Annotated in this window: 19 protein-coding genes and 1 tRNA gene; 12 read left to right on the top strand and 8 right to left on the bottom strand. The window is 31.4% G+C overall.

The genetic code is table 11. The features are described 5' to 3' along the window. Position 1 precedes the first annotated feature (1 nt). Together ACFQ1R_RS04680 and ACFQ1R_RS04675 are read right to left on the bottom strand one after the other, a co-directional pair. A complete protein-coding gene (locus tag ACFQ1R_RS04680; RefSeq protein ID WP_379924946.1) occupies positions 2–502 on the bottom strand; it encodes a c-type cytochrome in 501 nt (166 codons plus the stop codon). A 237-nt stretch (positions 503–739) separates the two neighbouring features. Further along, positions 740–1,270 carry an alpha-ketoglutarate decarboxylase gene (locus ACFQ1R_RS04675; RefSeq protein ID WP_379924945.1) on the bottom strand — a complete coding sequence of 177 codons (531 nt, stop codon included), beginning with the start codon at positions 1,268–1,270 and terminating at the stop codon, positions 740–742. 156 nt (positions 1,271–1,426) lie between these two features. Here ACFQ1R_RS04675 and ACFQ1R_RS04670 point away from each other — a divergent pair, with 156 nt between their 5' ends. After that, positions 1,427–4,177, top strand: coding sequence for a 2-oxoglutarate dehydrogenase E1 component (locus ACFQ1R_RS04670; protein ID WP_379924944.1), 2,751 nt, complete (start codon positions 1,427–1,429; stop codon positions 4,175–4,177). Positions 4,178–4,223: 46 nt separating this feature from the next. Further along, positions 4,224–5,435: a 2-oxoglutarate dehydrogenase complex dihydrolipoyllysine-residue succinyltransferase gene (odhB, locus tag ACFQ1R_RS04665; RefSeq protein ID WP_379924943.1), complete on the top strand. Its 1,212-nt coding sequence runs from the start codon at positions 4,224–4,226 to the stop codon at positions 5,433–5,435. A gap of 522 nt (positions 5,436–5,957) precedes the next feature. Here odhB and ACFQ1R_RS04660 read toward each other — a convergent pair. The 6 genes from ACFQ1R_RS04660 to ACFQ1R_RS04635 form a co-directional block, all read right to left on the bottom strand. After that, on the bottom strand, positions 5,958–6,587 hold the full coding sequence (locus ACFQ1R_RS04660) for a response regulator (RefSeq protein WP_379924942.1): 630 nt from the start codon (positions 6,585–6,587) through the stop codon (positions 5,958–5,960). Between the two features lie 50 nt (positions 6,588–6,637). Beyond that, a complete protein-coding gene (locus tag ACFQ1R_RS04655; protein ID WP_379924941.1) occupies positions 6,638–7,081 on the bottom strand; it encodes a retropepsin-like aspartic protease family protein in 444 nt (147 codons plus the stop codon). Beyond that, positions 7,050–9,629, bottom strand: a complete 2,580-nt coding sequence (locus ACFQ1R_RS04650) for a CHAT domain-containing protein (RefSeq protein WP_379924940.1) — start codon at positions 9,627–9,629, stop codon at positions 7,050–7,052. The genes ACFQ1R_RS04655 and ACFQ1R_RS04650 overlap by 32 nt, the downstream gene beginning before the upstream one ends. 18 nt (positions 9,630–9,647) lie before the next feature. Continuing rightward, positions 9,648–11,600 (bottom strand): PKD domain-containing protein, encoded by a 1,953-nt coding sequence (locus ACFQ1R_RS04645; protein WP_379924939.1) that lies wholly within the window; start codon positions 11,598–11,600, stop codon positions 9,648–9,650. A gap of 287 nt (positions 11,601–11,887) precedes the next feature. After that, positions 11,888–12,862, bottom strand: coding sequence for a hypothetical protein (locus tag ACFQ1R_RS04640; RefSeq protein WP_379924938.1), 975 nt, complete (start codon positions 12,860–12,862; stop codon positions 11,888–11,890). 87 nt (positions 12,863–12,949) lie between these two features. Then, positions 12,950–13,387 (bottom strand): hypothetical protein, encoded by a 438-nt coding sequence (locus ACFQ1R_RS04635; protein ID WP_379924937.1) that lies wholly within the window; start codon positions 13,385–13,387, stop codon positions 12,950–12,952. 137 nt (positions 13,388–13,524) lie between these two features. Here ACFQ1R_RS04635 and ACFQ1R_RS04630 point away from each other — a divergent pair, with 137 nt between their 5' ends. The 10 genes from ACFQ1R_RS04630 to ACFQ1R_RS04585 all read left to right on the top strand — a co-directional run bounded on the left by ACFQ1R_RS04630 (position 13,525) and on the right by ACFQ1R_RS04585 (position 20,082). Next, entirely contained in the window at positions 13,525–14,106 is a 582-nt protein-coding gene (locus tag ACFQ1R_RS04630; RefSeq protein WP_379924936.1) for an RNA polymerase sigma factor, read from the top strand. 5 nt (positions 14,107–14,111) lie between these two features. After that, the gene (locus ACFQ1R_RS04625; protein ID WP_379924935.1) at positions 14,112–14,846 is read left to right on the top strand and encodes a tetratricopeptide repeat protein; all 735 of its coding nucleotides are present in this window, start codon (positions 14,112–14,114) and stop codon (positions 14,844–14,846) included. A gap of 68 nt (positions 14,847–14,914) precedes the next feature. Further along, complete coding sequence (locus tag ACFQ1R_RS04620) at positions 14,915–15,682, top strand: TatD family hydrolase (protein ID WP_379924934.1); 768 nt, start codon at positions 14,915–14,917, stop codon at positions 15,680–15,682. Between the two features lie 24 nt (positions 15,683–15,706). Then, complete coding sequence (locus ACFQ1R_RS04615; RefSeq protein ID WP_379924933.1) at positions 15,707–16,732, top strand: asparaginase; 1,026 nt, start codon at positions 15,707–15,709, stop codon at positions 16,730–16,732. A 76-nt stretch (positions 16,733–16,808) separates the two neighbouring features. Beyond that, positions 16,809–16,896, top strand: a tRNA-Ser gene (locus ACFQ1R_RS04610). Between the two features lie 78 nt (positions 16,897–16,974). Continuing rightward, a complete protein-coding gene (locus ACFQ1R_RS04605; protein WP_379924932.1) occupies positions 16,975–17,748 on the top strand; it encodes a MotA/TolQ/ExbB proton channel family protein in 774 nt (257 codons plus the stop codon). Between the two features lie 20 nt (positions 17,749–17,768). Then, the gene (locus ACFQ1R_RS04600) at positions 17,769–18,188 is read left to right on the top strand and encodes a hypothetical protein (protein WP_379924931.1); all 420 of its coding nucleotides are present in this window, start codon (positions 17,769–17,771) and stop codon (positions 18,186–18,188) included. Positions 18,189–18,191: 3 nt separating this feature from the next. Continuing rightward, positions 18,192–18,779, top strand: a complete 588-nt coding sequence (locus ACFQ1R_RS04595; protein WP_379924930.1) for an ExbD/TolR family protein — start codon at positions 18,192–18,194, stop codon at positions 18,777–18,779. 20 nt (positions 18,780–18,799) lie between these two features. After that, positions 18,800–19,276: an ExbD/TolR family protein gene (locus ACFQ1R_RS04590; RefSeq protein WP_379924929.1), complete on the top strand. Its 477-nt coding sequence runs from the start codon at positions 18,800–18,802 to the stop codon at positions 19,274–19,276. 116 nt (positions 19,277–19,392) lie between these two features. Continuing rightward, entirely contained in the window at positions 19,393–20,082 is a 690-nt protein-coding gene (locus tag ACFQ1R_RS04585; RefSeq protein WP_379924928.1) for a porin family protein, read from the top strand. Position 20,083: the final 1 nt, after the last annotated feature.

The raw sequence follows: 20,083 nt of genomic DNA, 5'->3' as shown, positions 1-20,083 counted from the left end.
GTTATTTTAATGTTCTAAAGTATTCTAATACAGCTCTAGTATCAGCTTCTGTTAAGTTTTGGTTAGCCATAGGTGAGCCATTAAATTCAATAAGAAGTTCTTTAGCTAAAGGATCGTTTTGAACCATTTCGTCAGGATTCAAAATCATATTCATTACCCATTCTGGTGTTCTGCGTTCTAAAATTCCAATAGGAGCAGGACCAATAAATTTTTTATCAGGTCTGTGGCAAGCAGTACACATTTGTTTATAAACATTAGCACCATGTGTAGCCAACGCTTGGTCTATAGCTTCGTTTAAAGTAACCGATTTAACAGGGCCAATGCCTTTGTTGGATAAATCTATTTTTTTTGAGGCAGGAACAGTTTCGGTTGTTGTTTCAACAGTTTCCGTAGGAGCTTGTTTTTCGTATGAGAAACCCTCTTTTTTCTTTTCTTCTTTACCACCACAACTTATAAGTAGTGTTGCTATAAATACTGCTAAAAATTTTAATGCTTTTTTCATAAGGTTTAATAATTTAGTCTAGCAAATTTAAAAGACTAACATGGGGTATTATATGACAAAAGTCATAAAAAGGATATTTTTGTCCTTTTTATAATTATTACTATTTAATTATATAAAATGAAGAAGTATTTTTAAAATTTTAATAGCTTGCCTCTAATGAAAAATGAACAAGAATTGAGGTTGTTAAAACGCTTAATAAATTGAATATAAATTTGAATAAGAATTTATGATGTGCAATTAAAAATAAAATCTCACAAAAGGCGTCAAAGCATCGGCATAAACACTTTTGTTTTCATCATACAGAAGGTCGTATCTTATTCCAAAAGTTACATTGCCATTTCTATAGCCAGCACCTACAAATAAGGCAGGCGACCAATACGTGTCGTTTTCTATATTTATAGAACTATCGAAACAACGGTTTACATGAAGTTGTTCCAATTCAGCCGATAGTTGTATGTTGTTTATAGGGCTAAATAAACCAATTAAGCTACCGCCTAAAATGGTCGATTTGTAAAAATCTTTTTGTTTGTTGTAAGTACCGTTCAAACCAACGCCTAATGCAACTTGGTTATTAAATTCATAAATCGCACTTGGTGCTAAAGTGCCGCTAAAAAAACCATCGCCAAAACTTAGTCCTATACCACCGCCAAAACGAACATTACGCCAAAATGTAGAATCACTTTGTTGAGCGTTTAAACGATTAGTATTGCAAGAGAAAATCGCAAAAAACACGATTGTAATTTTAATGATTAAAGAAAATGTCTTCATATAATTAGAAATCTTTAAAAAATTAACACAAAAAATTAACTTATTGATATAACGGTTATAGCGCGTTTATAAATATAACAAAAGAAACATCTAATTTTGGTAAAAGTTGTATTTTTGCCCAAAATTTGATTTAAATTAAGTGTATTAAAAATAATAATGGACAAATTTTCCTTTTTAAACGCAGCACATACATCGTTTTTTGCTGATTTATACGACCAATATTTACAAAGTCCTGATTCTGTAGAGCCAAGTTGGAGAGCCTTTTTTCAAGGGTACGATTTTGGTAGTGAAGAAAGCGGATTACAACCAGATGTTATTCAAAGTGTTCCTGCAGTTTCAGCACAAATGCCAGAATCACTTCAAAAAGAGTTTCAAGTAGTAAAGCTTATTGATGGTTATAGAATGCGTGGGCATTTGTTTACTAAAACAAACCCAGTACGCGAACGCAGAAGTTACGAGCCTACATTGGCTATTGAAAATTTCGGCCTTAGCGCAAACGATTTAGATACTGTATTTAATGCAGGTGAAGTTTTAGGTATTGGCCCACAAACATTACGTGAAATACTAGTTCATTTAAATAAAATTTATTGTAGTTCTATTGGTGTAGAGTACATGTACTTGCGAAACCCAGAAGTTATTGGGTGGTGGCAAAACCAATTGAATGTAAACGATAATCAACCAAATTTTGATGAGGAAACCAAAAAATATATTCTCTCAAAATTAAACCAAGCAGTTACTTTCGAAAACTTTTTGCAAACAAAATATGTTGGTCAAAAACGTTTTTCTTTAGAAGGTGGCGAATCATTAATTCCAGCGTTAAGCAATACATTATACATTTCTGTTGAAAAATATGGCGTTAAAGAGTGTGTTTTAGGAATGGCGCATCGTGGTCGTTTAAGCACTTTAGTTAATATTTTTAGAAAACCAGTTCACGAACTTTTTAGCGAGTTTGATGGTAAAGATTTTGAAGAACAAGATTTTGATGGCGACGTTAAATACCACCTAGGTTTAACTTTAGATAAAACCTACCAAAACGGAAAAACTATTAAGATGAATTTGGTGCCAAATCCATCGCATTTAGAAACAGTAGCATCTGTTGCAGAAGGTATTACAAGAGCAAAAATTGATTCTGATTATGATGGTGATGCTTCTAAAATTTTACCAATTATTGTGCATGGTGATGCTGCCATTGCAGGTCAAGGTATTGTGTATGAAGTAGCACAAATGAGTCAACTAAATGGTTATAAAACAGGTGGAACACTTCATATTGTTGTAAATAACCAAATTGGGTTTACAACCAACTATTTAGATGCACGATCAAGTACCTATTGTACCGATGTTGCAAAAGTAACATTATCACCAGTTTTACACGTAAATGCTGATGATGCTGAAGCTGTGGTACATGCTGTAGAATTGGCTTTGGCATATAGAATGCGTTATAAAAAAGATGTGTACATCGATTTATTGGGTTACAGAAAATATGGTCATAATGAAGGTGATGAACCTCGTTTTACACAGCCAAAACTATACAAAGAAATAGCAAAACACGACAATCCATATCAAATATATTCAGATAAATTAATTGCAGAAAAAACAATTGATCAAGCCTACACCGATGGTATTACTGAAGAATTTAAAAATGTTTTAGAAGCTGCTTACGAAAAATCCAAAGAAGAGAAATCTTCAAAAGTAAGAGAGTTTATGATAGAACGTTGGAAAGGTTTTACACGTAGAGGACTTGAAGAAATGCTTCAAACCGAAAATACAACCTATCCAAAAAACAATTTAGAAGGCATTGCAAAAGTAGTTTCTACCGTTCCTGAAGGCGTAAAGTTTGTTAGAAAAGCAGAACGAATTTTAGAAGGTCGTGCTTCTATGGTTTTTGAAACTGATACTTTAGATTGGGGTATGGCTGAAACTTTAGCTTACGGAAGTTTATTAGAAGAAGGTTTCAACATTCGTATATCAGGGCAAGATGTTGAACGTGGTACGTTTAGCCACCGTCATGCTATATTACGTGATGAAATTTCAGAAGACCGAATTAATTTACTAAATACAAACCCACTAAATAAAGGTAAAATGGATATTTACAATTCCTTTTTATCTGAATATGGTGTCTTAGGTTTTGATTATGGTTACGCTATGGCAAACCCTAATACACTAACTATTTGGGAAGCACAGTTTGGTGATTTTAGTAATGGTGCTCAAATTATTTTCGACCAGTATTTATCGGCGGCGGAAGATAAATGGAAAGCTCAAAACGGTATAGTAGTATTATTGCCTCATGGGTACGAAGGTCAAGGTTCAGAACACTCATCAGCAAGAATGGAACGTTATTTACAATTATGCGCCGATGATAATATGATTGTGGCCGATTGTACAACGCCTGCAAACTTTTTCCATTTATTGCGTAGACAAATGAAACGCGATTTTAGAAAACCATTAATCGTATTCACTCCTAAAAGCTTGCTGCGTCATCCAAAAGCTATTTCATCTTTAAACGAATTAGCAACTGGCGAATTTCAAGAAGTAATTGACGATACATTAGATCCAAAAAATGTTACTAAATTAGTGTTCTGTACAGGTAAATTCTATTATGATTTATTAGCACAACGTGAAAAATTAGAGAACAACAATATAGCACTTATAAGATTGGAGCAGTTATTCCCGCTTCATGAAGAAAAAATAAAACAAGTTATAGCGAAGTATCCTAATGTTAAAAAATATGTTTGGGCTCAAGAAGAACCAAAAAACATGGGCGCTTGGAGCCATGTAGTACAACGCTTAGATTTTGTAAAACTAGAAGTAAATTCAAGACCATACAGCTCTGTTCCTGCTCCAGGATCTGGCACTAGAGATAAACGAAGACAACAACGCGTTGTTGACCAAGTATTTGATATCGTATAACATATAAGTTGAGTTGAAAAACTCTTAAAAAATTAAAAACGAAACAATGATTTTAGAAATGAAAGTGCCTTCACCAGGCGAATCGATAAAAGAAGTTGAAATTGCAACTTGGTTAGTTCAAGATGGCGATTATGTTGAAAAAGATCAAGCTATTGCTGAAGTAGATAGCGATAAAGCAACCTTAGAACTTCCTGCTGAAGCTAGTGGAATTATTACACTTAAAGCTGAAGAAGGTGATGCAGTTGCAGTTGGCGCGGTAGTATGTTTAATTGATACTAGCGCTTCAAAACCTGAAGGCGCAGAAGCACCAAAACAAGAAAAGAAAGAAGAAGCACCTAAAGCTGAAGCTCCAAAACCAGTTGTAGCAGAAACTAAAACATACGCAACAGGTACAGCAAGTCCTGCTGCTAAAAAGATTTTAGCTGAAAAAGGAATGGATGCATCATCAGTTTCTGGAACAGGAAAAGATGGTCGTGTAACTAAAGAAGATGCTGTAAGTGCAGTACCTTCTATGGGAACGCCAACTGGAGGTAGTAGAGGTACTTCAAGAAGTAAAATGTCTATGCTACGTCGTAAAGTAGCAGAACGTTTGGTTGAAGTGAAAAATACAACAGCGATGTTAACTACCTTTAACGAGGTTGATATGTCGCCAATTTTTGCTTTAAGAGAAGAATATAAAGACACTTTTAAAAACAAGCATAATGTTGGTTTAGGGTTTATGAGTTTCTTTACACTTGCTGTAGTAAGAGCATTAAAAATGTATCCAGCAGTAAACTCAATGATTGATGGTAACGAAATGCTTAGTTACGATTTTTGCGATATTAGTATTGCAGTTTCTGGACCTAAAGGATTGATGGTGCCTGTAGTTAGAAATGCTGAAAACTTAAGTTTTAGAGGTGTTGAAGCTGAAATAAAACGTTTAGCAATTCGTGCTCGTGATGGTCAAATTACTGTTGATGAAATGACTGGTGGTACATTCACTATTACAAATGGAGGTGTTTTTGGTAGTATGTTATCTACGCCAATTATTAACCCACCACAAAGTGGAATTTTAGGAATGCATAATATTGTAGAGCGTCCTGTAGCTGTTAACGGGAAAGTTGAAATTCGTCCTATTATGTATGTAGCACTTTCATACGACCACAGAATTATTGATGGGAAAGAAAGTGTTGGGTTTTTAGTAGCTGTAAAAGAAGCTTTAGAAAATCCAACGGAATTGTTAATGAATAACGATATTAAAAAGGCTTTAGAACTTTAAAAAATCGTTTTTAATAAATATAAAAAAGAGTTGGCATTTATGTTATAACTCTTTTTTTTGCTAATAAAAAAAAGGAGCTAACATAAAACTATGTTAGCTCCTTTTTAATTGAAAACTAAAAGCTATGCTATGCTAAGCAATAGAAAATGTTTATGGCAATTACAATAACAACTAAAGTGATTAGTCCAATAATAAAGTATTTGTCCAAAAAACTATTGTCTTTTTCCATAATATTGCTTTAGGTTTAATGAAATTTTATTGTAAACCACTATTAATACTTAAGCGGTTTACATGTATAACTTCACAAAATAATTAATTAATAGCAGTGTAAAGGTAAGTTTTGGTTAGGTGAAAAAAAATACGCAGTACTACGTATTTTTGGGTTTAGCAAGGTATATAAATGCAGAAAGCTTTAAGCATTACACTTAAAGCCTTCTTTTAATTCTCCCTAAGAACTAATTAATAGCACTGTAAAGGTAAGTTGTTTAAAGGATATAAAAAATACGCAGTACTACGTATTTTTTATAAATGGTGTTTATTAATATTTGCCCAAATAGATAAAGAATTGGGTTTGTTTTCTAATTCTAATTTGGCAAGTATGTTGCTTCGGTGTTTTTCAACTGTGCGAACAGATATTGATAGTTCATCAGCAATATCGTTACTTAAATTACCATTAGAAATTAACTTAATAATTTTCATTTCTGTTTTAGTAAGTAATTCAAGTTTTTCAGATTTTGTATTTGAATTTTGGTTCAAATAAGATGCTATTTCTTCACTAAAATAAGGTTTGTTTTTCAAAATATGTTTTATGCATATTTCAATTTCTTCTACTGCAAATTCCTTTAAAATGTAGCCATAAACATTAAATGCTTTTGCTTGATCAAAAAGAGCTTCTTCTTTATCAAAAGTGATTAATATAATTTTAGTAGGTAGGTTGTTTTTTTTGCAATCTTCAGCAATTTCTAAACCTGTTTTATGAGGCATTCTAATATCAAGAATAGCAATTTCAGGTTTTAATTTTACTATAAGATTGTATGCGGTATTGCCATCTTCAGCACTTCCAATAATATTAAATCCTTTTGAGGTTAAAAAATCTGTTAAACCACGTAGCATTAGCGGATGGTCATCAGCAATTACAATAGAAGTATTCATTAATTATAGGGAGTTAAATGCTATTAATTTAAAGGTAAATATAATAAATATTACAATTTTAAGTATAAGTATTTCTTTTCATAATCAATAACAGCGTTTGATTTTTTTAAAATATCGGCACCAATAATACCATCAACGGGTTTGGATTTATGATTTATTAAGGCCGTATTTACATGTGTTAAATTAAAAAGTACCAATACAATTTTGTTACTTTCCCATTTGCCAATTTTAACCTTGTTTTTGTTGGACATTTTTGTTTCCATATTAATAGCACCAGCACCAGCAGCCATAATATTTGAATCCTTTACTTTTAGATTAAAATTATCAACAGCTTCAAAACCAACGCACGAATTTGATGCGCCAGTATCTAAAATAAAACGTCCTTTAATTCCATTTAAAGTTGCTTTTATTTCAAAATGATTTGTTTTAGTAAGGCGTAACTTTACTCGAATGTAACCTTTATTAAGGAGAAATTCTTGAAGCGTTTCTGTCATGTTTTCTGTATTTCAAAAATAAAAGTAACACAATCAAACCTAATGCGATGCTAAAAATTATATAAAATAGGATGTTATTTGATTTTGCAGGTTCAAGTTTGCCATAATATACAAAGGAACTCCAGTAATAAGGCGATTTTTTTGCGTTACTAATGGTTTCATTTTTTAAATAATCGATTTTTGATTGCTGGTTTGCAAAGAAAGCCGATTTCGAATCGCTGTAATTTTCATAAAACGATTGCATAATTTGCGAGGTTGATAAATCGTTTATTTGCCACAGTGTAAAAACCAAATTTTCTGCACCAGCATATTGAAATCCGCGAGCAATACTCATTGCTCCTTCACCTTTGTATAGTTTGCCAATACCCGTTTCGCAAGCACTTAAAACCACCAAATTTGTATTTAAATCTAAACTATAAAGTTCGTTTAAAAACATAGTATCATCATGAAATGATAGGTTTGCAGGTATTATAAAATCGCCACTACTGGCATGTGTTGATAGATGCAGAACACCAAAATTAGAAGCTTCCTTTAAGAAATTTTCTTTTGAAGCTTCGGCATTCATTAAAATTGTTGATGTCATTTCCTTCTCAATCGCATGTGCCTCATCAATGGAATAGGTGAGTTTTTGGTTGCTATTTTCAAATACCGGGAAAAAACCTAGTAAATCGGTTTTGTTATTTTTTTGATTTTCAGTTAAATAAAATTGTACACTAGAATTATACGCAATAGTTTTATTTTTAATAATAAAAGGCATCTTTTCAAACAACGTTGTATTGGTTTTTGATGATAGTAATGCCTCAAAAGGAATAAAATTTAACAAGCCATCAGGAATAATTACCACGTTTTTATAGGTTGAAATCGTGTTTAATTTCAGCAAATTAAACATATTAAACGCTCGATTTGTATAATTACTTATATCATTATTTATAATGGAAGCGTCATCAAACAAATGAATAAAACTAATGATGCTTTGCTTGGTTTCATTGGTTAAATTGAAGCTTTTAACAGTAATGTCATTTTCAGAAATAATAAATTGATAAACAGTGTTTTTTCCATAGAAATACGCTACTAAAACCGCTTTGTCTTTGTTTAATTTTTTCTGAACAGTTTCTAAAGTATAGGTGTTTTTCCTTTCGGGATATTTTTTTTCAATATTTGGTTTTAAAGCTTTTAATTCAAGACTTATTGCAGTTAGTTTTTCGCTTAAAGCATTTATTTTTTGTGATTGATTGTTACCAAGTTGTTCTCTTATAATTAAATTGGTGTAATGTTCTTGGTTTTTAATTAATTGAAATTCTTTAAGTAGCAAATCATCATTTGGGTGTTGTTGTAAACGCTTTTTTTTCTGATTGATGGATTTTAAAATGGAAACTTTACTGCTTTCAGAATATTGAAATGCTTCAAACAAAAATGCTTTGTTTTTGGTTTGATTATACATATTGTAAAGCAATTCAATACAATTTTCACTCCTTATGCGGTTGTTGGTTTCGTTTAAAATTTTGGCCTCTTGCGATGTCCAGTTTTCTTGCAATAATTCGGAAACATAAAAGCTTAAATTGTAGCTATCCAATGCTTTTTTTGAATTGGTTTCAATAGATGCTTGTAAATCAAAAATATCTATAAACGTGTTTTCGGCATATAAATCGGTTTTAGTTGGTAAGCCATCATTTTTTAAATTAGGTATTAATAGTTTAATGGCTTTTTGCAAACTAGTTAAAGCTATGTTGTTGTTTTTTAAAATGAATTGAAGTTGCGCTTCTTCAACATAAAATTTAGCTAATTCTCTTTTAGAAAAATTAGCTTCTGCAATACATTCTTTGGCTTTTTTAAATGAAGTTAAAGCGTTTTCATAATTGCCTTTTTGAAATTCTAAGATGTAATTGTTTTTAAAGTTTTCAAATTTTGAAACGGAATTGTTTGAAAAAGACGCAGCTTCATACTTATTTAAAGCGATTAAACTAGAAGCTTTGATGCTTTGAAGCAGCGCTTTTTGATTTGTGTTACTATTTGAAAATTTAAAAGCATCATCCACAATTTTTAAAACCGTTTCGTGCTTGCCAATAGTTTGATATAGTTTAGCCAAATTTATAGCGCCACTTATTTGATGCTTGGTGTTTTTGCTTTTTTCAGCTAAAAAAATGTATTGGTTTATGGTACTTACGGCATTGGTGTAATCGCCCGTTTTGGTATATAAATTGCCTAATGGTTTTAAACAACTTTCAATAATATCAAAATCGGATAACTTAGAAAGTTCGTTGTTGTTAAAACGTTTTAAAGCATCTTCATAAGTAAAAATGGCTTCTTTTAGTTTTGAATGTTCATCTAAATAATAGGCTTTATGGCATTGTAAAAAAACCAAAGCTAATTGTTCGTCTTTGGTTTTTACTTGGTTTTTAAAAGTCGTTTCTTGTGTGGTTAAAAGTTTTAGTGAAGTTTCATTTTTAGTGCTTATAAAAGTTTCGGCAGCGGTATAAATAGCTTCTTCCAAATTTTGAGAAAAAGCAATTCCACAGGTAAAAAAGAAAATAAAACAAAGTTTTTTCATAAGAGTAAGCAGCTATTCTTAGAATTTCCAAATGGCGTAAAATTGCCAATAATTAAAGTTTTTTTCAAAATTCAAAATATAGCGTGCGCCTAAACTTGGACCAATTCTAGCAAAACCTGCAGTAGCTTCAAACAACAAACCTGTTCTTAAATTGGTAAACGAATTGGTTGTACTTGTGGTTTCTTCTTTTGAGCTTATTACTGGACCTTGCGATGTGTCACCTTCAAATTGTTCAATTAAAACAGATTGTTCTTGTTTTTCACTAATCGATATGGTGTTTTGTAAACCTGCACCTAAACCAATGTAATTATTCAGGTTATAACGCAATAAAACAGGTACATCCCAATCTATATTTTTAAAAGAATTACTACTTGTGGTACGCTGAAAGAACCGAAGTCCTTGTGCATCTTGAACAAAACCTTCAGAAACATTTGTGTTTGCATTGTAGTTATGAAAATTATTCATCAATTCCACTTGCCAATACAAACGATATGATTTGTAAGGTGAAAGCGTTGCGCCAAAAAAGTAACTTTCAGAGTTATTTAAATCTGAAAACGAATTAACACCAACTTTTGCGCCAATAGAAATACCTGGCAAAAAGCGCGTGGTGGAATAGTTGGTAATGATAGGGTCGTTTTTATCGAATATGATAGCAGTTCTACTTTTTGTTTTTTGTTTATGAAAATCTTTAGCAAATTTAATACTGTATTTTACGAAACCTTTAGTAGAATCGTATTCCTTCACGTTTTTTTGCTCACTTCCGGGAAGGTAAATATTTTTAAAAGTGAAAATTGCCTGAGTTTTTGTAAACGTGGTATCTAAACAGCTGTATAAAACGTCTTTTTTGGGGCAAATATCGCATTTAGGATACATATCTAGAACCTTTAAGGTCGATTTATCCAACATATCCGGAATATCAGTTTCCAACCTAATAGTTCGTGCAGGACCTTCACCATTGTTTTGAAACTTAATTTTGTATTTCAAGGTTTTAAAACGCACCAAACGGTAATTCATAAATGTGCCGTTTGATGACATTTTATTTGGATCGTGCGAGGTAACAATTTCCATTTCCATATCTTTTACTTTATGGTTGTCGTAATTAGCATCAGGCACATAAATACCACGAACCGAAATGATGGCGCTGGTGTCTTTAAGCATTTCAGGTGTTGTTTTTAAACTGAAAAAAATGTTGCGTTCTTCTTTTGGTTGTAAATTATTAAATTCTAAAAGTTTCCAGTTTTTATAATATGCTTTCGAGTTTGCAATGGTTAAAGGCAGATTGGTTTTTTCGGTAGAATCTTGTAATACTGTTTTGGTTTCGATAAAATTGGTATTGGAAGTTGCTAAATACGTACCATCATCATCAATATTTCGGGTAAAGGCAAAACCTTCCGTATCTATGTTTTTTTCATTATGATAGGTTCGGGTTTCTAAAATTTCAAAATTATTAGCTTTGTATTGGTGTTCATTATAAAACAAGTAAAGTTTCCCGTTGGTAACATACTCTTTTGGGTTTTTGTAACTTACAACTAATACCATTTCTTCATCTGGAACAGGTTCTCTATTTCGCTTTAAAATAAAATCTTCATCCATAGAAGCTACATCATTTGGTGTTTCAGAAATGTTGCTAATAGCAATTTTTTTAGGTCTGGTGGTTGGCGGTTTTCCGTTGTCATAATTGTTAGTTGCCCAAAGTTTTACTTCGTAGTCACCTGTTTTTTTATAAATGTGTTTTGGTGCTGGTTCTGTACTATAATTGCCATCGCCAAATTCCCAGAAATGGGTATAAAACGCTTTTGGTGCACCAGCTATTTGAAGTAAAGCAGGTGTTTCAGGCGTAAATAAAACGGCGTTTCCTGTAACGGTTGTTTTTATTGTTGCGGTTCTGGTAATGGTATCGTTAATCAGTTTTTGGGCTGAAGTGGATAGCGTACATGCAAAGAATAAGAATATGATGATGTATTTTTTCATTATACATGTTTGGTTTAGTTGTTTATAAATATACAAAAAGTGCTTACTTATTTTATAACATTAAAAAATGAGATGCAATCATAACCAAGTTTGCCCATAAAATAAATAGGACATAAACTATTAGAATTACTATAATGGCATTTCTTCTCATACTATTATATCAATTTTATGTTGTTTTTGTTACCCATTAAAATGAAAAAACCAGAAACTTGCGCTTCTGGTTTTTAATAAGTAGGTTAAAGAATTGAGCTAACCAAACATTAGTAGGAAATAAATATGTAGATTGTTTAAGGTAAATTGTTTATTATGGTTGTAAGTTGAGCTTCGGTAACCACTGCTGTTTCGCTTTCGGTAATTGTTATTACACCGTTTGCAACAATAGTTACTGCTTTTATAGCGTATTTCCAGTTGTCATTTTCTTCAGTTACAAAAATAACATGGCATTCTAAACCTATTGGAATTTGACCATAGTGTTCGCTAAATAAACCTGTTACAGGATCATAAGTGTCTAAATTTGCTAATCCGGTATCTTCACCATCATAAGATAGATAAACGGCAGAGTTGGTATTATCATAACCTGTTGGAACATCAACAAGAATAGTTGTTTTTGGTCTTGGGTCGCTGTAAAATCTATCAACGTTACTCCATCCAAAGCTATTTAAAAAGGCATAGTAACTGTTTCCTTCTGCGAAAACACCACCTTGTCCGTTAGCACCATCGCGTTTGTTTTCTGCCCATGCTAAATTGCCATCATCGTCAATAATACCATTCCAAAGAATCATATTATTATCTGCGCCACCTGTTAAGGCTGCTGGAATGATAAGTTGAAAGCCACAATTGGTATCTAAAGCAACACCATTTTGAGTAGCTTCTACAAAAAATTCGCCTCCTGAAATTAATAAGGCTTTATCACCGTTTGGCATAATGCCCATAGTTGGTTTGTTTGTGGTAAGCATGTTTCCTTTGTCAAACAATTCAATAAATTCTAAATTTACAGCACCAGTAACAGTATTTCCGTTTTTAGTTAAACAGTTGCCATTAATGGTTATTTCTACACCGTTTTCTGAGGTGAATGTTGTAGAGCCATCTTCTGCATTAAACTGAAAATTTTGAGTTATTTCTTCTAAAGCTTCTTCTTTTAAATTGTTAAATTCTTCTGCAGTTGCAGGAATAAGTAAATCGTCGTTGTCATTTTTTGTACAGCTTGTAAATACTAAAGCTGTTACTAAAAGTGTTCCTAAAATGTGTTTTAAATTTTTCATGATACATTGGGTTTTAAATTGTTATTCATTGTTATATAAACAGGGCAACTGGTTTGTTACCCTGTTTTGGTAATTTTTTTTATTTTTTTATTGTTGAGGTTGACTAATGATTATTTTAGATACAATAGCATCGCCAGATGAAACTAAAGCAATCATTTTATTAGCATAATCTTCAGAAGAAGCATAACCTTTTGCAGAGCCTGTTGCGGTTTCAACTTCCCAGAAATAATTTCTTTTAGTGTTTAACTCGCTTCTTAATACTAAGTAGCTTGTAATTTCTGTTCCTGTTACAACTTCGCCAGTACTTGAAAGTTTTATCATTTCTTGGGCACTTTCTAAACTAAGAGACGTTCCAGAATAAGTACTTTTTGTTGTTTCAACTTTCCACTCAAAAACTTGGGCAATGTTGTCTTTTGTAAGTGTTTCAAGGTTTGTTGTTGTGTTAAGGGTTTTGTTTTCATTTGTAGCATTTGTATTTAATATTGAAAAAGCTACTGTTGCGATAATTAAAATTGATTTTTTCATGATTTCTAATTTTTATGGATTAATTAATTTTTTTTGATTTGTAATTTTTGTTGTTACACCCTTATATAAAAACCATTTAAATTTTGTTACCCATTTATTTTAAACTTTTTTTAAATTAGCAGTAAATACAAGGGTTAATGAGCGAAAAAAAATTACACGAAGACCAGAAATACATTGACGGATTGCTGCAAAACAACTCCTTTATTATAGAAGCTATTTATGATAAATTTGCGCCAAAGGTTATTAATTATATTAAGCAGAATAGCGGAGATAGTGACCAAGCGCAAGATATTATACAAGACACTTTAATAACTATATATAATCAGGCAAGTGAAAAAAAATTGGAACTAACCTGCCCGTTTGATGCCTATTTCTTTTTACTGTGTAAACGCAAATGGTTAAATGTGCTAAAAAAAACATCCAATAAAGAGGTAACAATTAAAGAGGAAGTTTTATATAAAGGTGACGACGCTCAAGACCTAGCTTTTGAAACCGATGTATTTGGCGAAAAACAAGCCTTATTTACAGAAATGTTCAATAAACTAGGAACCGCTTGTAAAGATTTGTTAACGGCAACCTTCAAAATAAAATCGATGGAAGAAGTTGCTGAAAGTTTAGGTGTAACATACGCTTATGCCCGAAAAAAGAAATCGTTATGTATTGGTAAATTAACAGAGCTGGTTCAAGCATCACCAAAGTTTAACCTACTTAATAATTAACCATTATGGAAGAGCAAGATTATATATTATTTGAAAACTACCTTTTAGAAGCACTTTCTGAAGCCGAAAAAAATGCTTTTGAAACACGACTCAAAACCGATTCAAGTTTCAACGAAAGTTTTAATACCTATAAAGAATTATCATCATTTTTAGAGCATAAATTTAAAAATGAAGCCACTTCAACAGCATTTCAAAATAATTTAAAAAATATTTCAAAAAGCTATTTTGAAAAGCAAGATACACCTAAAAAAAGTATCAGTTTCAAACCTTGGCAATACGCTATGGCGGCTAGTGTTATATTATTAATAGGTATAACAATGTTTAATAAGTTGTCTAATCCTGTTTATAGCGATTATGCAAATTATGAAAGCATTAGTTTAACAGTAAGAGGTACTCAAGATGGGCTATTAAAAACTGCAGAAAATGCCTTTAATAAAAAAGATTTCGCAAAAGCGGAAGTTGCCTTTAAAGAACTATTATTAACTGATGAACAAAACACCGAATTACAATTTTATAGAGGTGTAACAAATATTGAATTAAACAATTTTGCCTTAGCAGATTGGTTGCTAAAAGGGTTGAAAGAAGGTAATTCGGTATATAAAAACAAAGCAACATGGTATTTGGCATTAAGTAAATTAAAACAGAAAAAAGAAGCTGCCTGTTTAGAAATTTTAAAAACCATTCCAGAAGATGCAGAAGATTATAAAGCAGCACAAAAACTAATTAAGAAATTACACTGAAACACTTCAATTCTAAATTAGCCTTTAAAAGTCACCATTATTAGTGGTGACTTTTTTATTTTTACCTCATGATAATTACAGATACTCACACCCATTTATATAGTGAAGCTTTTGATGAAGATAGGCATGAAATGATTAATAGAGCCATCAACCAAGGTGTTTCTAGATTTTTTATACCAGCCATCGATTCATCGTATACAGAGTCAATGCTTCAATTAGAAAAAGATTTTCCTCAAAACATATTTTTAATGATGGGTTTACATCCAACACATGTAAAAGAAAATTATAAAGAAGAAATACATCATGTTGAAGAGATGCTCGCAAAACGAAAATTTTATGCGATTGGTGAAATAGGTATCGATTTGTATTGGGATAAAAGTACTTTGAATATTCAACAAGCAGCTTTTAAGTATCAAATTCAACTAGCTAAAAAGTACAAACTACCAATAGTTATTCATTGCAGGGAAGCTTTTGATGAAATATTTGAAGTTTTAGAAACTGAAAAAGATGATGATTTATTTGGAATTTTTCATTGTTTCACAGGAAACTTAGAGCAAGCACACCAAGCCATATCTTATAATATGAAGTTAGGAATTGGCGGTGTTGCTACCTTCAAAAATGGAAAAATTGATCAGTTTTTAAATCAAATAAATTTAAAACATATTGTTTTAGAAACCGATGCACCTTACTTAGCACCAACACCCTACCGAGGAAAACGTAATGAAAGTGTATATATAATAAAGGTATTGGAAAAACTATCACATATATATAATGTATCTTTAGAAGATATTGCAAGTATAACAACTCAAAATTCAAAAGAAGTTTTTGGTATATAAAAAGCAAATTAAAATTTTAATTAAATGGTTAAACCTAACATTTTACTAATATATACTGGCGGAACTATTGGTATGATAAAAGATTTTAAAACAGGCGTATTAAAAGCCTTTGATTTTAAAACACTTTTAGATAAAATACCCGAATTGCAGCTTTTAGAATGTACCATTGAAACAGTTTCTTTTGATGAACCTATCGATTCTAGTAACATGAATCCTGAGTATTGGGTGCAAATTGCCGAAATAATAGAATCTAATTACAATACATTTGATGGTTTTGTAGTGCTTCATGGAAGTGATACCATGAGTTATACTGCTTCTGCATTAAGTTTTATGTTAGAAAATTTAGCAAAACCTGTGGTTTTTACAGGATCGCAATTACCAATTGGCGATTTAAGAACCGACGCAAAAGAAAATTTAATTACTTCCATTCAAATGGCATCTTTACAAGAAAACGAGAAGCCTATTATTAAAGAAGTTTGCTTGTATTTTGAGTATAAATTGTATCGCGCCAATAGAACAACTAAATTAAATGCAGAAAATTTTAAAGCATTTGCATCATTAAATTACCCCGAATTGGCAGAATCTGGTGTGCATTTAAAAGTTAATAATGATTATTTGTTTAAGCCAGATTTAGAAAAATCATTAATAGTTCATAAACATTTAGATACTAATATTGCGCTTATTAAGCTATTTCCTGGGATCTCAGAATCATTTTTAACAAATGTTTTAACAAATACAACCTTAAAAGCTGTAATTTTAGAGACATATGGTGCAGGAAATTGCACCACTGAAGCGTGGTTTTTGAACTTAATAAAGCAAACAATTACTAGAGGTGTACAAGTAATTAACATTACGCAATGCATTAGTGGAAGTGTAATGATGGGGCATTATGAAACTAGTAATCAATTGAAAATCATAGGTGTTGTTTCAGGTAAAGACCTAACAACAGAAGCTGCAATATGTAAATTAATGTATTTGTTGGGGCAAAACATTCAAGAAAAAGAATTCAAAAGAAACTTTGAAACATCACTACGCGGAGAAATGTCTTAAAATTAACCTTTAAAATTTTAGGGTTTAAAGTTTTTTTCGTTATTTGACCCCCTGTAATTAAGTACAATTAAAATAAAGAGAGGTGGCCGAGTGGTCGAAGGCGCACGCCTGGAAAGTGTGTATACCTCAAAAGGGTATCGAGGGTTCGAATCCCTTCCTCTCTGCTGTTATTTTTATTTTTTTATTGTATTTTTTTTATATCTTTAACACTTTAATTAACTAATAAAATTAAGATTTAGAACATGAAAAGATTATTTTCTATCCTTGCCATTACAGGAATGATGGCTTTTGGAACTGTTAACGCAACTACAAATGCAAACACAAGTACAGTTGCAACAACTGTAGCAAGTATGACGCAAGACGAAACTGCACAACCAGCAGAGGAACTTGGGTTTCATCAAGAATTAAAAAAGAGATTTATTGAAGGAGGTCCTGGATTTATGGGGATTGTATTATTATGTTTAATTCTAGGATTAGCTATTGCTATAGAGAGAATTATCTTTTTAAACCTTTCAACAACAAACACAAAAAAATTAACTCAAGAAGTTGAAGACGCTTTAGCTTCTGGTGGTGTTGAAGCTGCAAAAGAAGTTTGCAGAAACACAAAAGGTCCAATCGCATCTATTTATTACCAAGGTTTAGATAGAACAGATGAAGGTTTAGACGCTGTTGAAAAAGCTGTTGTAGCTTACGGTGGTGTTCAAATGGGACAATTAGAGAAAAACGTATCTTGGATTTCATTATTTATTGCATTAGCACCAATGTTAGGGTTCATGGGAACAGTAATTGGTATGATTCAAGCATTTGATAAAATTGAGGCAGCTGGAGATATGCAACCATCACTTGTTGCTGGTGGTATTAAAGTAGCACTTTTAACAACTGTATTTGGTCTTGTAGTAGCGATGATTCTTCAAGTTTTTTATAACTACATTATTGCTAAAATTGATAGTATTGTTAACGATATGGAAGATGCTTCTATCACGTTAATGGACTTATTAATTAGAAATAAAAAGTAATAATAAAATAAAAACAAATCATGGATTTACATAAAATACTAAAGTATTTCGCATACGCCTTTGGTATTATTGGTGCCATTTTAGCACTTTTAATAATGACAGGCTCAGACGGAATGATAGATAACATTTTATATGTTACCTACATTGTACTATTCGTTGTAATTGCGTTAATACTTATATATGTTGTAAAAGGCATATTCGCAGGGAATATTAAAAAGACATTAACAACAGTAGGATTGTTTTTAGCAGTTATCTTGATTTCTTACCTTATTTCATCTGGAACAGATTTAGATTTAAAACAATTTAACGATAAAGGTTTAGGTATTACTGAAGGAGTTTCTAAAAACGTAGGAGCAGGTTTATATGCATTTTACTTTCTTTCTGTTATAGCAATAGGAGCTACTCTACTATCAAGTATTAAAAAACTTTTAAATAAATAAGTTATGGCAAAAAGAGCAGCACCAGAGGTTAATGCAGGCTCCATGGCCGATATAGCGTTTTTGTTATTGATATTTTTCTTAGTAACAACAACTATTGAAACAGATGCAGGGATTAATCGTAAGTTGCCTCCAATAGAGGATAATAACGAAAACGTAGTTATTAAACAGAAGAATATATTCACTGTGCTTTTGAATGGTAAAGATCAATTGTTAGTTGAAGATGAACTAATGGAACTTAAAGATTTAAGAGCCGCAGCAATTGAGTTTCTAGATAATGGAGGTGATAGAACTTGTGATTATTGTCATGGTAAAAAAGACCCAGAGTCTTCAGACAATCCAGACAAAGCAATTATTTCATTAAAAAATGAGCGTGAAACAACTTATAAAACTTATATCGCAGTTCAAAATGAATTGGTTGCTGCCTATAATGATTTAAGAAACATTAGAGCGCAATCTCAGTATGGAAAATCTTTTGCTGAGATGGAAGCTAATCTTAATGATGTAAATTGGCCAGGAGATAAAGAAAAGTTAAAAGAGCAAGTTGAGAAAATCAAACTTGAGTATCCTCAAAAACTTTCAGAAGTTCAATAATTAAAATTTAACACATTATTATGGCTAAATTTAAAAAGAAAACAGGAGGCGAGATGCCAGCAATATCAACAGCATCGTTACCAGATATTGTATTTATGTTATTATTCTTTTTTATGGTGGCTACTGTTATGAGACAGAATACCTTAAAAATTGAGAATAATTTACCATATGCAGATCAGGTAGAGAAGTTAGATAAAAAAGACTTGGTTATGTATATTTATGCAGGTAAACCAAGTGCTAATTATAAGAATTATGGTACTGAAACCAGAATTCAACTTAACGATGATTTTGCAGATATTAATGATATCGCTCCTTTTATTGCAGCAGAACGCGCTTCTAAAAGAGAAGAATTAATACCATTTTTAACTACTGCTTTAAAAGTAGATAGCGATGCTAATATGGGATTAATAGGAGATATTAAGCAAGAATTACGAAAAGTTAATGCACTTAAAATAAATTACACAACCAAAAAAGGAAGTGTTTTTCAAAACAAATAATTTTATTTTCTTAATTTTATATAAAAGGCGTTTTGTAATTTCAAAACGCCTTTTTATTTTTATATAGCATCATACAATTAATTACATCAATCTTTATAAGTATTAAATTATTATTAATGAAATCTGTATATAAATATCTGTTTGTTATGTTTGGTGTTTTCTTGTGTTATTCGCAAGAAGATACGTTAAATATTGGTGATAAGCTTTATAAAGAAGATCAAATTTATATTAGTACAACATATAATTTGTTAGGAAATAAACCTAATAATGTTTCACAACAAGGTTTTTCAACAGGAATTCACTTTGGGTTTATTAAGGATATGCCTTTGAATACGGATAGAAATATAGCAATAGGGGTTGGTTTAGGCTATTCATTTAATTCGTTTAATCAAAATTTACTTATCTCAAAAGACAGTAATGATAATTTTGTTTATACTTTAATAGATGGTAGTAGTTATACTAAAAATAAATTTTCCAATCAGTTAATTGAATTACCTATTGAGTTTAGGTGGCGAACATCTACACCTACCGAATATAAGTTTTGGCGTATTTATACGGGTTTTAAGCTGGGATATGCAGTTTTTAGCTCATCTAAATACAAAGGTGATTTAGGCGCGTTTAAAGAGCGTAATATTGAAGATTTCAACAAGCTTCAGTATGGGTTAACACTTGCTGCGGGTTACAATACTTGGAATTTGTATTTATATTACGGTTTAAATCCTATATTTTCTAAAGACGCTACCTTAAATGGTAATACCATAGATGCTAATGCATTGAAAGTAGGATTAATATTTTACATATTATAAT

This window comes from Mariniflexile jejuense (assembly GCF_042675665.1).
Lineage (GTDB): Bacteria > Bacteroidota > Bacteroidia > Flavobacteriales > Flavobacteriaceae > Mariniflexile > Mariniflexile jejuense.
The sequence above is the reverse complement of the archived record's forward strand: the minus strand, read 5'-3'. Positions and strand labels throughout refer to the sequence as shown.

What these genes read in the sequence shown, in the direction of transcription:
- ACFQ1R_RS04680 (WP_379924946.1), bottom strand. Translation starts at nt 502, where the DNA reads ATGAAAAAAGCATTAAAATTTTTAGCAGTATTTATAGCAACACTACTT.
- ACFQ1R_RS04675 (WP_379924945.1), bottom strand. Translation starts at nt 1,270, where the DNA reads ATGAAGACATTTTCTTTAATCATTAAAATTACAATCGTGTTTTTTGCG.
- ACFQ1R_RS04670 (WP_379924944.1), top strand. Translation starts at nt 1,427, where the DNA reads ATGGACAAATTTTCCTTTTTAAACGCAGCACATACATCGTTTTTTGCT.
- odhB (WP_379924943.1), top strand. Translation starts at nt 4,224, where the DNA reads ATGATTTTAGAAATGAAAGTGCCTTCACCAGGCGAATCGATAAAAGAA.
- ACFQ1R_RS04660 (WP_379924942.1), bottom strand. Translation starts at nt 6,587, where the DNA reads ATGAATACTTCTATTGTAATTGCTGATGACCATCCGCTAATGCTACGT.
- ACFQ1R_RS04655 (WP_379924941.1), bottom strand. Translation starts at nt 7,081, where the DNA reads ATGACAGAAACGCTTCAAGAATTTCTCCTTAATAAAGGTTACATTCGA.
- ACFQ1R_RS04650 (WP_379924940.1), bottom strand. Translation starts at nt 9,629, where the DNA reads ATGAAAAAACTTTGTTTTATTTTCTTTTTTACCTGTGGAATTGCTTTT.
- ACFQ1R_RS04645 (WP_379924939.1), bottom strand. Translation starts at nt 11,600, where the DNA reads ATGAAAAAATACATCATCATATTCTTATTCTTTGCATGTACGCTATCC.
- ACFQ1R_RS04640 (WP_379924938.1), bottom strand. Translation starts at nt 12,862, where the DNA reads ATGAAAAATTTAAAACACATTTTAGGAACACTTTTAGTAACAGCTTTA.
- ACFQ1R_RS04635 (WP_379924937.1), bottom strand. Translation starts at nt 13,387, where the DNA reads ATGAAAAAATCAATTTTAATTATCGCAACAGTAGCTTTTTCAATATTA.
- ACFQ1R_RS04630 (WP_379924936.1), top strand. Translation starts at nt 13,525, where the DNA reads ATGAGCGAAAAAAAATTACACGAAGACCAGAAATACATTGACGGATTG.
- ACFQ1R_RS04625 (WP_379924935.1), top strand. Translation starts at nt 14,112, where the DNA reads ATGGAAGAGCAAGATTATATATTATTTGAAAACTACCTTTTAGAAGCA.
- ACFQ1R_RS04620 (WP_379924934.1), top strand. Translation starts at nt 14,915, where the DNA reads ATGATAATTACAGATACTCACACCCATTTATATAGTGAAGCTTTTGAT.
- ACFQ1R_RS04615 (WP_379924933.1), top strand. Translation starts at nt 15,707, where the DNA reads ATGGTTAAACCTAACATTTTACTAATATATACTGGCGGAACTATTGGT.
- ACFQ1R_RS04605 (WP_379924932.1), top strand. Translation starts at nt 16,975, where the DNA reads ATGAAAAGATTATTTTCTATCCTTGCCATTACAGGAATGATGGCTTTT.
- ACFQ1R_RS04600 (WP_379924931.1), top strand. Translation starts at nt 17,769, where the DNA reads ATGGATTTACATAAAATACTAAAGTATTTCGCATACGCCTTTGGTATT.
- ACFQ1R_RS04595 (WP_379924930.1), top strand. Translation starts at nt 18,192, where the DNA reads ATGGCAAAAAGAGCAGCACCAGAGGTTAATGCAGGCTCCATGGCCGAT.
- ACFQ1R_RS04590 (WP_379924929.1), top strand. Translation starts at nt 18,800, where the DNA reads ATGGCTAAATTTAAAAAGAAAACAGGAGGCGAGATGCCAGCAATATCA.
- ACFQ1R_RS04585 (WP_379924928.1), top strand. Translation starts at nt 19,393, where the DNA reads ATGAAATCTGTATATAAATATCTGTTTGTTATGTTTGGTGTTTTCTTG.